This is a genomic window from Helicobacteraceae bacterium (genome assembly GCA_031258155.1).
In the GTDB taxonomy this organism is placed as follows: Bacteria; Campylobacterota; Campylobacteria; order Campylobacterales; family SZUA-545; genus JAIRNH01.
The window spans coordinates 21,995-33,807 of sequence record JAIRNH010000016.1; the positions used below are offsets into that span (position 1 = coordinate 21,995).

Genomic DNA, 11,813 nt, shown 5'->3' on the forward strand with positions numbered 1-11,813 from the left:
AAAATCTCAAAATAGCGCCGCAATTGCAACTAAAGCTACCCGCTTTTTTGCGGTCTGAAAAAAAAATTGGAGCGGGAAACGAGATTCGAACTCGCGACCCCAACCTTGGCAAGGTTGTGCTCTACCCCTGAGCTATTCCCGCGTCGTAGCGCCAAGCGGCGAAAACGAGGCGCCATTGTAGCAAAGCAACATTAAAAACATAACTTTTCGGCTTTATGCTCGCTTCGTTACGAACGCGAAGCTATAATTTGAACCGACAAATTAAATCAAGGCTACTTATGCGAAGCGACATTATCAAAAAAGGCTACGAAAGAACGCCGCATCGCGCGCTTTTGCGGGCTACGGGCTTGCAAGATCAGGATTTCGACAAACCGTTTATCGGCATAGCAAACAGCGTGGTCGATATTATTCCGGGTCATTTTTTTCTGCGCGATTACGCCGCGATCGTCAAAGACGAGATCAAAAAAGCGGGCGGCGTCGCGTTTGAGTTTAATACGATCGGCGTTGACGACGGCGTGGCGATGGCGCACAGCGGAATGCGCTATTCGCTGCCAAGCCGCGAGCTGATCGCCGATTCCGTGGAAACGGTGATGAACGCGCACCAGCTCGACGCGCTTTTTTGCATTCCAAACTGCGACAAGATCGTCCCTGGAATGCTGATGGGCGCTTTGCGCGTCAATGTTCCGACAATTTTCGTTTCAGGCGGTCCTATGAAAGCGGGCAGACTGCGAGACGGGACGGCGCTCGATCTAACTTCGGCGTTCGAGGCTGTGGGCAAAAAAGCGTTAGGGCTGATCGACGACGAATCGCTAGAGGAGATTGAGCGTTGCGCCTGTCCGGGCGGCGGCAGTTGTAGCGGCATGTTCACCGCCAACAGCATGAACACGCTGTGCGAGGCGCTAGGCGCGGCTTTGGAGGGCAACGGCACGATTTTGGCGCTGACAAAAGAGCGCGAGGAGCTTTTGCGAAGGGCGGCGCGGCGAATCGTGGAGATGGCGAAGGCAAACGCGCCGAAAATACGCGATATTATCAACGAGAAGGCGATCCGTAACGCCTTTGTGGTCGATATGGCTATGGGAGGCAGCACCAACACCGTTTTGCATATGCTGGCGATCGCGCGCGAAGCGGGGATCGATTTCGATTTGAGGCAGATCAGCGAAATCAGCAAAAAAACGGCGCATATCGCCAAGATCGCGCCCGCGCTAAGCAGCGTGCATATGGAGGATATTCATAACGCGGGCGGGCTTAGCGCGATTATGAACGAAATATCCAAGCTAGGCTCGCTTAATCTGGACGCGATTGCGGTAGAGGGCGGGACGATAGGCGATCGAATACGCGGCAAAACAATCAAAGATCAAAATATAATCCATACGCTAAACGACCCGTATTCGCCTACCGGCGGCTTGGCGGTCTTGTTCGGCAACCTCGCCGAACAGGGCGCGGTGGTAAAAACGGCGGCGATCGACCCGAAAATGCGCGAGTTTGTAGGCAAAGCGATCTGCTTTAACTCCGAAGCGGAGGCGAGCGTAGCGATCGCGGGCGGCAAAGTCCAGGCGGGAAACGTGGCGGTAATCCGCTACGAGGGGCCAAAGGGCGGACCGGGTATGCAGGAGATGCTTTCGCCGACTAGCCTAATTATGGGAATGGGGTTAGGCGAGAAAGTGGCTTTGATTACCGACGGCAGATTTTCAGGAGCCACGCGCGGCGGCGCGATCGGGCATATCTCGCCCGAAGCCGCCGAAGGAGGGCTGATAGGACTGCTAAAAGACGGCGACGAAATTTATATAAACATCAATAAAAACCTTATTGAAGCGCGTTTAAGCGCCGAAGAGATCGCCGCGCGCAGATCGCGGTTTTCGCCCGTTAAAAAGCAGATCGACTCAAGCTGGCTTAAACGCTATAGCCTATTTGTAACCAACGCGAGTTGCGGCGCGGTTTTGAAAACCGAGCTTTAACACGCGCGCGATCGGGCATATCTTGCCCGAAGCCGCCTATAGGACTTGTAAGACGGCGCAAAGAAAGCGACTTTCGCGCAGTATAAACGCGACTAGCCGTTCAAGCGTCTATGCGTTTTTAGCTAAACGCCTCTGCGGGCAAAGTAGGTAGTTTTTGGCGCGCTCTATGGTTTAGAACCCCCGCTTTAGAGCTTTTTCATCGCGGCAAATCCGCTTGCGGCGCGCTCTAGCGGGTATTTTTAGGGCGCGCTTTTTCCGATTTGACGCGCAAAATCTTCAAAGACTGAGGCAGTAACCGCCGCTACAAACTTTGGCGCGGTTGAACGATTGAGCCGCGATCTTTAGCGTCAAACCTAGAAGCCCGAATATCGCTCGCGACAAAGGATAGAGGTCGTTTAGCGTTGAGTTAAGACATACGATCCGCATTGTAGCGCGACGTTTCTAGCCCAACCAGATCGCCGACTAAATATTTGATAGCGGTTAATTTAACGCCGTTTCGCGCGATAACAAAAAGAAAGTTATTGTAACATTGCAAGATATTTAGATTTTGGGAGTTTAGCGTGCCGCGAGTTCCTTTTTTTCGTCCGATCTCAAAAACCGTATCGCCGGAATTTTTGGCGAGCGCGATCGGCGGCGAACGGCTCAGGCTTTTGAACTCCTTTGAAAATCTCGCCGCGGAATATTTAGGCGTTCCCTACGTCGTAGCCGCGTCAAATCCGGTAACGGCGATCCATTTGGCGCTATGCGCGATCGATATGAAGCGCGGCGATAAGATGATAACTTCGGTAAACGCGTATCCGGCGATCTCGCAAACGATCCGCCATTTCGACGCGGAGCCGTGTTTCGCCGATATAGACGCGGACGTATTCAATATGCAATACGACGCGATCGAAAAAAAACTCGCGCAAAACCGCTCCAAAAAAATGCGCGGCATTTTCTATACGCTCGCGGCGGGGCAATCGGTAGAGATAGAAAAACTTTACGAGACGGCGGAGCGCTACAACGTTCTAAGCGTCGTAGATTCGTGCGGAGCGTTTGGCGCGCGCGTGGCGTTTGATAATAAAGCGCCCGACATTTTAGTCGCCTCGCTTTTTCCGATCGACACTTTTGCGGCGGCGGCAAACGTAGGCGTTATCGCCACGCACAACCGCGTATTCGCCGATCGCGCGAGGCTGTTTCGCAATTACGCGTTCGATTCCAAAGAGAGCGACGAGGCGGCGCGCGCTTACGACGCTAGCGAAGCGGGTTACGATTATCTGCCAAGCGCGTTAGACTTGGCTTACGCGCTCAGCGTTTTGCCGTCTTGTTCGCAAGCGCGAGCAAACCGCGCGAAAACCGCGGCGATCTACGACGAAGCCTTCAAAGACCTCGCGCACGTAACGACTCCCGTGAAAAGAGGCGATCACGAATACTCCTCTTACATTATCAAAGTGGATAAGAACCGCGACGATTTTGCCCGCGCGCTAAGCGCTAAAGGCATTGAAACGCGCATTCATTTTGTTCCGTTACATTTAATGAGCTACTATCGCGCGAAATACTCCATCAAGATCACCGAGTTTCCGCGCGCGCTGTCCAATTATCAGCATATTCTTTCCATACCCGCGTTTTCCGATATAACCGACGAAGAGATCGAAACGGTGATCGCGGCGGTTAAAGAGGTCGATCAAAGCAGAGCGTGGTAACCGCCTTTATAGAGGAACTGCTGTTTGCGCCGCGATCGATCGCGCAAAAAGCGCTTGTCGCGGCGCTCTCGCCGTTTGGCAAACTAGTCGCGTTGTGGAGCTGGCGAAAACTGATCGCGAAAAAACCGATCGATCTTGAGATTAAAGTCGTCTCCGTCGGCAACCTCGCGATAGGCGGCGTCGGCAAAACTCCGCTGATCGTCGAGCTGGCGAAAAATTACGAGGGCGCGGCGATAGTCCTTAGAGGCTACGGGCGAAAAGCGCGCGGGTTAATCGTTTTGGACGGCGCGAAAACCGCGAGCGAGGTCGGCGACGAAGCGCTTTTGTATCGATCACTCTTGCCTAAAGCTATAGTAATCGTTTCTGCAGATCGCGAGGCGGGCGCTTTGCAAGCCAAGGCGCTTGGCGCAAGTATTGTATTTTTGGACGACGGCTTTCGGCATAGACAGATTAAAAAGTTCGATATTTTGATCCGTCCAAACCCCGAACCGCTCAACGATCGCGTTCTGCCCGCCGGCTGCTATCGTTTGCCGCGAAAAGCCTATAAGTTGGCGGATTACGTCGCTTCCGAAGGCGTTGATTTTGTCCGCGAAACCGTCGTGACCAACCCTACGGATCGTATGGTATTGGTTACGGCGATCGCCCGCGCTAAGCGTCTTGATCCGTTTTTGCCAAACGGCGTAGTCGCCAAATACCGCTTTAGGGATCACGCCTTTTTTGATTTTGAAAAACTGCGCGAAATAGCCGAAAAGCATGGCGCGACCTCTCTTTTGGTTACCCGTAAGGACCTGGTCAAGCTAGAGGACTGCCCGATCGCTTTAAGCGTCTTAGAGCTTTCGCTCGCCGTAAGCGACGCGCTTTTAGACGCGCTTAAACGCTATGTCCGCGAATAAAGCGCTAAGCGGCTAAAATCGCGTAATTTTTTCGAGGTTCATATATGGCTAACAAAGAAAAAGACGACGCTCTGCTAGAGTTTGGCATACGATGCGAAAGGTGGATAAAACGCAATCGCGTGGCGCTTGGGCTGATCGCGGCGGCGCTTATTATTTGGGCTGTCGCGGCGATTAGCTGGAACGTAACGGAGAATATGCGCTTGCAGGCGGCAAACGACGCGTTTGGCGCGTTGATCAAAGATAGCGCCGACATAGAGGCGCGATCGATTTTAGAGGTGAAATCGCCGGAACTATACGATCTGTTTTTGCTTGGCGAAGCGGCTAGAGCAAACGATAGCGCCGCTTTGGAGTCGCTCTCGAAAAAGCGTTCTATCGCGGGGGATTTAGCCGCCTATCAGCTTGCCGCGATCAGCGGCGATAGCGCCGCGCTCGGCAGATACATTATGCGCGAAAACAGACCGCTAAAAGAGTTCGCGGAGCTTCAAGAGGCGTATCTGCTGCTTAAACAAGGCGAATGGCAAAGCGCGCGCGCGCGACTTGAACAGATCGACCTATCTTCGGAATTGAAAAACGCCGCTAACGCGCTCGAACACTACGGGGCGGATAAAAAGTGAGACGGCGAGCGGCTCTCGCGTTCGCTTCGTTTATTCTCCTATGCGGTTGTTCTAACCTCGCCGTTTTTGAACCCGAAACTATCGATGGGCGTTTAAGTTACGACGACAGGCTCGAAGCGCCGATCGTAAAAAGCGCGACGGACGGCGCGTCGTTAGAAAACGCTCGCGCGCTAAGCCGAAACAAAACGGCGATAGATCGTCTCGAGGACGGATTTTATCTGCTTTCGATCGACGGCAAATACGCGATCGCCGCAGACCGCAAAGGCGGATTGATCCTCTACGGCGCGGGAGAGCCTAGACGTTTCGCGCTATCCGAAGCGGTTGTTTCGGCGGCAAGCGACGGCGAGATTATAGTCGCCGTATCCAAGACAAACGCCTGCCGCATTATAGACGCGTCCGACTCCAAAACGCTTTTCTTCTCGCGCGAAAAGCTCGCGTTAGCCGTCAACGACAAACTAGCCAAACCCCTGATCGGCAAAGAGCAGACGATTATCCCGACGCTAGACGGAAAACTGCTAATAGTCGATCGCGGCGCAATGAAGATCGTAAAGGAGATCGTAGTCGGCGACGAGGAGTTTTTCGGCAATATTGTTTTTCTCGCGGAATACGACAAGCGTATAATCGCCGCGATCGACGGCAGAGCGTTATCCATAGCGGCAAACGGCGCGTCGCGATCGCGGGACATCGACGCTAGAACGCTCTTAGCGTTGCCAAGCGGACTTTACATATTCTCGCGCGACGGCTCAGTAGAGCGCGTGAGCGCGACGTTAGAAACGCTCGCCGCGCGCCGCCTACCATACGCGCGTTTTATTGCCGCCGCCGAAAAAAACGGCGCGATCTGGGCTGTGGAGCAGAGCGGTTACGCCGTTAAATTTACGGACAATCTTCAAAAAGCAACGATCTACGAACTGCCCGATACGATCCGCGCTCCGATATACGTTGACGATCAAGGCGTATGGCATTACGACAAGCTGGTTCGCTGGCAATGAGATCGGAGATCGACGCCTATCTGCGCCATTGCAAAACGGTTTTAGCGCTAAGCCGCGCCACGATCAAAGCGTATGAGAACGATCTAGCTCAATTCTGCAAGGCGGTAAACAAGCCGCTAAACAGGCTTGATAGCGACGATATTTACGGTTTTCTGGCTTGCTTTGACAACCCGCGCACGCTTAATCGCAAACTTAGCGCGATTAACGGCTTTTTAGATTGGTGTTACGACAGGCTGCTTAGCGACGAAACGTACAATATCAAAGGCGCGAAAATCCCGCGCGGATTACCGAAATACCTATCGTCCGAAATGATCGAGCGCGCGCTTTCAAACGTCGATCAAAGCGGCTGGATCGGCAAGCGCGATTACGCGCTGATTATGTTTCTATACGCGAGCGGAACGCGAATTAGCGAGGCGCTCAAGGCTCAAACCAACGATATAGAGGGCGGCTGGCTTCGCGTTCGCCATGGAAAAGGAGCGAAAGAGAGGCTTGTTCCTATCGCGAAACGCGCTCTAATCGCGCTAGATAGCTATATCGCCGATCGCCCGTTTTTTAGCGAGCGGCTGTTTATCAACTATACGGGCAGACCGCTTAGCCGCGTTTTCGCCTTTAAGACCACGCAAAGAATCTTGGGCGTTTCGCCGCACGCGTTGCGTCATAGCTTCGCCACTTCGCTAATCACGGGCGGCGCGGATCTGCGCGTGGTGCAGGAGTTGCTAGGACACGCCAGCTTAAACTCCACGCAAATTTACACTCACTTAGAGCGGAGCTATCTGTTAGAGAGCGTAAATCGTTACCACCCGCTAGGAGCGGTTTTAAGGCTTGCCTAGCGATGCTGTGCGAGATTGGAAATACCCACTACCACTTTAAACAAGGGGGGCGAATATGGAAGACCTCCGCGAGTTCCGCGCCCAAATTAAACTTAAGCGAAGACGAAACGATCTACGCGATCAGCGTAAACGAAACGGCTATGCGCCGTCTTGCCCGCCATTACCGCGTTTTCGATCTTGAGCCGTTTATCAATCTAGACACGCTATATTACGGACTCGGCGTTGATCGCGCCGCGGCGTGCCTCGCCGTCGATACGGGCGTTTTGGTGGACGCGGGCAGCGCGATAACGGTGGATATAATGCGCGATAACGTTCATTTAGGCGGCTTTATCTACCCGGGTCTGGCAAAATTTCAACACATGTACGCGCAGATTTCGCCGCGCCTGCAAAAGGCGATGAACTTCGCCGTCGATCTAGACGCGCTGCCGCAAAACACGGCGGAGGCGATTAGTTACGGCGTGGTTATGCCGCTGGTAAGCTCCGTTAGAACGATCGCTCGCAATAAGCCGATTATTCTAACGGGCGGGGACGGCGGTTATTTCGCGCGTTTTTTTGAAGGCTCGATTGTCGATCAGTCGCTTGTTTTTAAGGGTATGGAAAAAATTATCAAGGAGTTTTGATGCTCTCGATCGCGTTGCCAAAAGGACGGATAGCGGACGAAACGCTGGAACTGTTTAAAAAAATATACGGCGGCGATTTCAAGTTTGAAAGCCGTAAACTGATACTGACTAAAGAGGCTTTTCGTTTTTTGCTGGTGCGCTCTCAAGACGTGCCGACATACGTTACGCACGGCGCGGCGGAGCTTGGAATCTGCGGCAAGGACGCGCTTTTGGAACAAAACGCGCTTGTAACGGAGTTGTTGGATCTAAAATTCGGTCGCTGCAAGGCGGTTTTAGGCATGAAAAAGGGCGAGCGGCTCGACCCGTCTAAATCGCGCGTCAAAGTGGCGACAAAGATGGTCAATATCGCGAAGCGTTTTTTCGCCGAAAAAGCGATGGCGGTCGAAATCGTAAAACTTTACGGCTCGATAGAGCTAGCGCCGCTCGCCGGACTAGCGGAGGCGATCGTGGATATTGTTGAAACGGGAACGACGATGGAAGAGAACGGTTTGGAACAGATTGAAACCATTTTTGTTTCGTCGGCGAGGTTATTTGCCAACCGCGACAGTTTTATAGAACGTAAAGCGGAGATATTGGCGTTACGCGAAACAATCGCGAAATTTATATAACGGCGAGGAGCGAATATGCTAGACAAAACTAAAACTTACCGAAGCAAAGACAGAGGCGGATCGTATCTTGTTTTTGCCGTTGAAGAGGGCGGCAAGCTATCTTCGGCGCTAGACGGCGATCACATTGTGATCTATTACGAGGTCGGCGTAAGCGAGCCGCGCGCGCAAACGTTGTCGCGGTTCAAAAAAGAGTTTGAGGCGATCGACGACGATTTCGCCCTACCGCTCAAGACGCAAAATAATTTTACGGAGTGCTACTCATGCCAGTAACGACGCGCCGTAACTATACGGATTAGGGGGTAAATATAAATATATTATTAAAGAATGAAACTAAACTTAAATTATTGACGGTCAGCAATGAAAATCTATTCGCCGTTTAGCTATACTTCTTTTTAGCTTGGTCGTAAGACTTAAGCGCTAGGCGAGCAATTTCCCTAGTCGCGCTTATGAAACGCGAGTTGTCAAGGTTAGAGAGAGGCTCTGACGCCGCGCCAAATAAGTCGATAAACTGAACCGAACGCAAACTCTTTCTTTATTATATATCGGCGACGGGGAAATTGCAATCCTAGTCTTTAATTTTTTTGTTTAATTTTTGCCTTTTTATCCCAAATAAGCCGTTTTTCGCCCGCCGACCAACTCTCGCGCAAAAAATAAAACCGCCGATTGCGATCGCTCTAATCGGCGTTTTATTTGTCTTGAATTATGATAGATCGTTGTAAAAGAAGGAGAACTGAATGGAAAAAACCGCGATCAAAATAAACGGAATGCACTGTCGCCGTTGCGTCGAATCGGTAACTAAGGCGCTTGAGCCTTTCGCTACGCAGATCGTAGTCGATCTCGATAACGGCGAAGCGGCTTTTGTCTATGACCCGCAAAAAACCGATCTTGAAGAAATCAAATCCGCGATCGACGATATAGGCTTCGAGGTAGCGGACTAAACCAAATTCGGAGGTTCGACTCCTTCCGCCGTTTCGCGGTTTTTGGCGCTAAATACGTTGGCGCGAGCGTTGCGAAACTTCAGAGCGCGCGATAACAAGCCTAGCTAACCGCTGAATAAACGCCCGATAAAGACCTTTTGGAATTTTTTAGCGCTTTGCCGCGAGGGCTATTTTCTCGCGCCTCTGTGATTGGTTTTTTAAACGAACGCGCGGACGGGCGCAAGCGGAATTGTTTAGGTCAAGCGTAAATCGCCTCTTAGCGCCAATTTCGGACGCGTCCTAAGCCGCGGATCGGCGAGAAAATCCCCGCCGATCGCCGCGAAGTTACGCGGGAAAACCCCGCGCTATACTAGACCGCTTCGTCGCCCGTTTCGCCGGTTCTGACGCGGATAACCTTCTCTATGTTATAGACAAAGATTTTGCCGTCGCCGATCTTGCCGGTTTTTGCCGCCGCGATAATGGTCTCTACGATCTTATCGACCAGATCGTCGCTTACGACAATCTCAAGTTTTAACTTAGGCAGAAAATCCACCACATACTCCGCGCCGCGATACAGCTCGGTATGACCTTGTTGTCTGCCGTAACCTTTTACTTCGCTTACGGTCATACCCGTGATACCCGCTTGGCGAAGCGCCTCTTTAACCTCTTCGAGCTTGAACGGTTTGATGATTGCGTCAATCTTTTTCATCTGTCAGCCTTTATTTTGCGTTTTTCACAAATTCCGGATACGCTTCAAGTCCGGTTTCGCTAAGGTCTGTGCCTTCGTGTTCCTCTTTTTGAGATACGCGAATGCCCAAAGCGAGCTTGAGAATATACCATACAATGCCCGAAGTTACGAACACGAACGCGCCCACGACCACTACGCCGAAGAGTTGAGCCAAAAACGTTACTTCAGGGTTGAATATGCCGACCGCAAGCGTTCCCCATATACCCGCGACAAGGTGAACCGAAAGCGCGCCGACGGGATCGTCGATTTTCAGTTTGTCGAAGAACGGCACGGCGAGCACCACTAAAATACCGCCTACCGCGCCTTCCAACGCGCCTACCCACAACGCGATATTCGGACCCGCCGTTACCGCTACCAGACCCGCTAGAGCGCCGTTAAGCACAAATGTAAGATCGACTTTTCTGTAGATAATCTTGCTTAATATCGCCGCCGCGACCGCGCCCGCGCTTGCGCCAAGGTGCGTGCTTGCGCAGACTAGAGCGAAATTATCGGCGTTGCCTTTGGAAGCTAGAGCCAATTCGCTCGCGCCGTTAAAACCGAACCAGCCAAGCCAGAGGCAAAACGTTCCCAGCGTAGCCAGCGGCAGATTGCTGCCCGGAATCGGACGCACTTTGCCGTCGGGTCCGTATTTGCCAATCCTCGCGCCAAGCAGCAACGCGCCCGCTAGAGCCGCCCAGCCGCCCGTGCTATGCACGATCGTGGAACCCGCGAAATCGCTAAACGCGGAGCCAAGATGTTGCGCTACCCAGCCGTCGTCGCCTCCTAGGAAGCCTCCGCCCCAAGTCCAATTGCCGACAAGGGAGTAGATAACCGCGACCAAAACGATCGTAAAGATAAAAAACGGGATTAGCTTGATCCTCTCCGCGACCGTTCCGCTGACGACCGAAGCCGCCGTAGCCGCGAACATCACTTGAAAGAAAAAGTCCGTATGCAACCCGTAATCGTCGCCTTCTCCTCCCGCGACCGCGCCGGTGGCAAAGAGTTTGAAAAACTCCCCGTCTCCATACATTATATCGTAGCCGATCAGGAAGTAAACCACCGATCCCAGCGCCATAATGCCTACGTTTTTGGTCAAGATGACCGTTACGTTCTTAGAGCGCACCAGTCCGGATTCCAGCATGGCAAAGCCCGTCGCCATCCAGAATACTAATGCGCCGCCGAAAACCAACAGGAAAACGCTGAGGATATACCCCGCGTCGCCGAATGTCTCCATTGAAACCCCTTTAAGTCAAGATGACCCGCATTTTATACGATAAAAACGGCGGTAGCCGCAAAAAAATGACTATTTTTTAATCAACTCTGATAGATTTAGCCCGCTTTTTATGTTTGTTCTAGGCGGTTAAAAAACGCTCTAAAACGAGCGTTTTCGGATTTTGCGTCGCCTCGTTAGCACGCGCTATCGCAAAGAAATAAGCCGATATAAAATTAAGGCGCAAGCAACATTGCGCCGTCGGCGCGCCCACGAATTGTCATTCGCGCGCTTTATTCCCCTATCATACCCGCGCGGAGCAAACGCGAGCGCTTCGTAATCAAAGGCGGGTATCCATCTCTCTTTGTCATACCCGTGAAAGCGGGTATCTATCTCTCTCTGTCATACCCGTGAAAACGGGTATCCATATACGCCGAAGGCGTGAAAGAGATGGATCCCCGCCTTCGTGGGAATGACGAGAGGTTTGCGTTTGTTTTTATTGGATTCCCGCTTGCCTCCGCGATTACGGGCGGTAAACCGCCCTATCGCTCCGCGCGGGAATGACGAGAATGTGGATTTTCGAAATCCTTCGCGCCTCGCGCTCCTAAGTCGGAGCGGGCGCTTGCGCGGGAATGACGGAGAATGCGATATTAAGTCTCCGCCTTTTTTAAGTTTTAAATCAATTTCGCATATAAGAGTAGAGAAATTGATTTTTTAAGCTCTTACAAATCCTGCCAATAGAGATAAGGATAGCCGTTGTTTTTATTT

Annotated in this window: 12 protein-coding genes and 1 tRNA gene; 10 read left to right on the plus strand and 3 right to left on the minus strand. The window is 52.2% G+C overall.

Annotated features, from left to right (window positions below; all coding sequences use genetic code 11):
* Positions 1-67: 67 nt before the first annotated feature.
* Positions 68-142, minus strand: a tRNA-Gly gene (locus tag LBF86_02230).
* Between the two features lie 136 nt (positions 143-278).
* On the opposite strand from LBF86_02230, the gene ilvD reads away from it, so the two are divergent.
* The 10 genes from ilvD to LBF86_02280 all read left to right on the plus strand — a co-directional run bounded on the left by ilvD (position 279) and on the right by LBF86_02280 (position 9,129).
* Entirely contained in the window at positions 279-1,955 is a 1,677-nt protein-coding gene (gene ilvD, locus LBF86_02235) for a dihydroxy-acid dehydratase (GenBank protein ID MDR0664325.1), read from the plus strand.
* Between the two features lie 560 nt (positions 1,956-2,515).
* A complete protein-coding gene (locus tag LBF86_02240) occupies positions 2,516-3,637 on the plus strand; it encodes a DegT/DnrJ/EryC1/StrS aminotransferase family protein (protein MDR0664326.1) in 1,122 nt (373 codons plus the stop codon).
* On the plus strand, positions 3,631-4,530 hold the full coding sequence (lpxK, locus tag LBF86_02245; GenBank protein ID MDR0664327.1) for a tetraacyldisaccharide 4'-kinase: 900 nt from the start codon (positions 3,631-3,633) through the stop codon (positions 4,528-4,530). Before LBF86_02240 ends, lpxK begins: the two co-directional genes overlap by 7 nt.
* A gap of 44 nt (positions 4,531-4,574) precedes the next feature.
* Positions 4,575-5,144 (plus strand): hypothetical protein, encoded by a 570-nt coding sequence (locus tag LBF86_02250; protein ID MDR0664328.1) that lies wholly within the window; start codon positions 4,575-4,577, stop codon positions 5,142-5,144.
* Positions 5,141-6,133: a hypothetical protein gene (locus tag LBF86_02255; GenBank protein MDR0664329.1), complete on the plus strand. Its 993-nt coding sequence runs from the start codon at positions 5,141-5,143 to the stop codon at positions 6,131-6,133. The genes LBF86_02250 and LBF86_02255 overlap by 4 nt, the downstream gene beginning before the upstream one ends.
* Positions 6,100-6,963, plus strand: a complete 864-nt coding sequence (locus tag LBF86_02260; protein ID MDR0664330.1) for a tyrosine-type recombinase/integrase — start codon at positions 6,100-6,102, stop codon at positions 6,961-6,963. Before LBF86_02255 ends, LBF86_02260 begins: the two co-directional genes overlap by 34 nt.
* Positions 6,964-6,965: 2 nt before the next feature.
* Positions 6,966-7,583 (plus strand): type III pantothenate kinase, encoded by a 618-nt coding sequence (locus LBF86_02265; GenBank protein MDR0664331.1) that lies wholly within the window; start codon positions 6,966-6,968, stop codon positions 7,581-7,583.
* Complete coding sequence (gene hisG, locus LBF86_02270) at positions 7,583-8,191, plus strand: ATP phosphoribosyltransferase (protein MDR0664332.1); 609 nt, start codon at positions 7,583-7,585, stop codon at positions 8,189-8,191. Before LBF86_02265 ends, hisG begins: the two co-directional genes overlap by 1 nt.
* 15 nt (positions 8,192-8,206) lie before the next feature.
* Positions 8,207-8,461 carry a hypothetical protein gene (locus tag LBF86_02275; protein ID MDR0664333.1) on the plus strand — a complete coding sequence of 85 codons (255 nt, stop codon included), beginning with the start codon at positions 8,207-8,209 and terminating at the stop codon, positions 8,459-8,461.
* A gap of 464 nt (positions 8,462-8,925) precedes the next feature.
* Positions 8,926-9,129 (plus strand): heavy-metal-associated domain-containing protein, encoded by a 204-nt coding sequence (locus LBF86_02280; GenBank protein ID MDR0664334.1) that lies wholly within the window; start codon positions 8,926-8,928, stop codon positions 9,127-9,129.
* A 349-nt stretch (positions 9,130-9,478) separates the two neighbouring features.
* Here LBF86_02280 and LBF86_02285 read toward each other — a convergent pair whose 3' ends face one another.
* Both LBF86_02285 and LBF86_02290 read right to left on the minus strand, forming a co-directional pair.
* Entirely contained in the window at positions 9,479-9,817 is a 339-nt protein-coding gene (locus LBF86_02285) for a P-II family nitrogen regulator (GenBank protein ID MDR0664335.1), read from the minus strand.
* 10 nt (positions 9,818-9,827) lie between these two features.
* The gene (locus LBF86_02290; protein ID MDR0664336.1) at positions 9,828-11,069 is read right to left on the minus strand and encodes an ammonium transporter; all 1,242 of its coding nucleotides are present in this window, start codon (positions 11,067-11,069) and stop codon (positions 9,828-9,830) included.
* Positions 11,070-11,813: the final 744 nt, after the last annotated feature.

What these genes read in the sequence shown, in the direction of transcription:
- hisG (MDR0664332.1), top strand. Translation starts at nt 7,583, where the DNA reads ATGCTCTCGATCGCGTTGCCAAAAGGACGGATAGCGGACGAAACGCTG.
- LBF86_02280 (MDR0664334.1), top strand. Translation starts at nt 8,926, where the DNA reads ATGGAAAAAACCGCGATCAAAATAAACGGAATGCACTGTCGCCGTTGC.
- LBF86_02250 (MDR0664328.1), top strand. Translation starts at nt 4,575, where the DNA reads ATGGCTAACAAAGAAAAAGACGACGCTCTGCTAGAGTTTGGCATACGA.
- LBF86_02260 (MDR0664330.1), top strand. Translation starts at nt 6,100, where the DNA reads ATGGCATTACGACAAGCTGGTTCGCTGGCAATGAGATCGGAGATCGAC.
- LBF86_02290 (MDR0664336.1), bottom strand. Translation starts at nt 11,069, where the DNA reads ATGGAGACATTCGGCGACGCGGGGTATATCCTCAGCGTTTTCCTGTTG.
- LBF86_02285 (MDR0664335.1), bottom strand. Translation starts at nt 9,817, where the DNA reads ATGAAAAAGATTGACGCAATCATCAAACCGTTCAAGCTCGAAGAGGTT.
- LBF86_02265 (MDR0664331.1), top strand. Translation starts at nt 6,966, where the DNA reads ATGCTGTGCGAGATTGGAAATACCCACTACCACTTTAAACAAGGGGGG.
- LBF86_02275 (MDR0664333.1), top strand. Translation starts at nt 8,207, where the DNA reads ATGCTAGACAAAACTAAAACTTACCGAAGCAAAGACAGAGGCGGATCG.
- ilvD (MDR0664325.1), top strand. Translation starts at nt 279, where the DNA reads ATGCGAAGCGACATTATCAAAAAAGGCTACGAAAGAACGCCGCATCGC.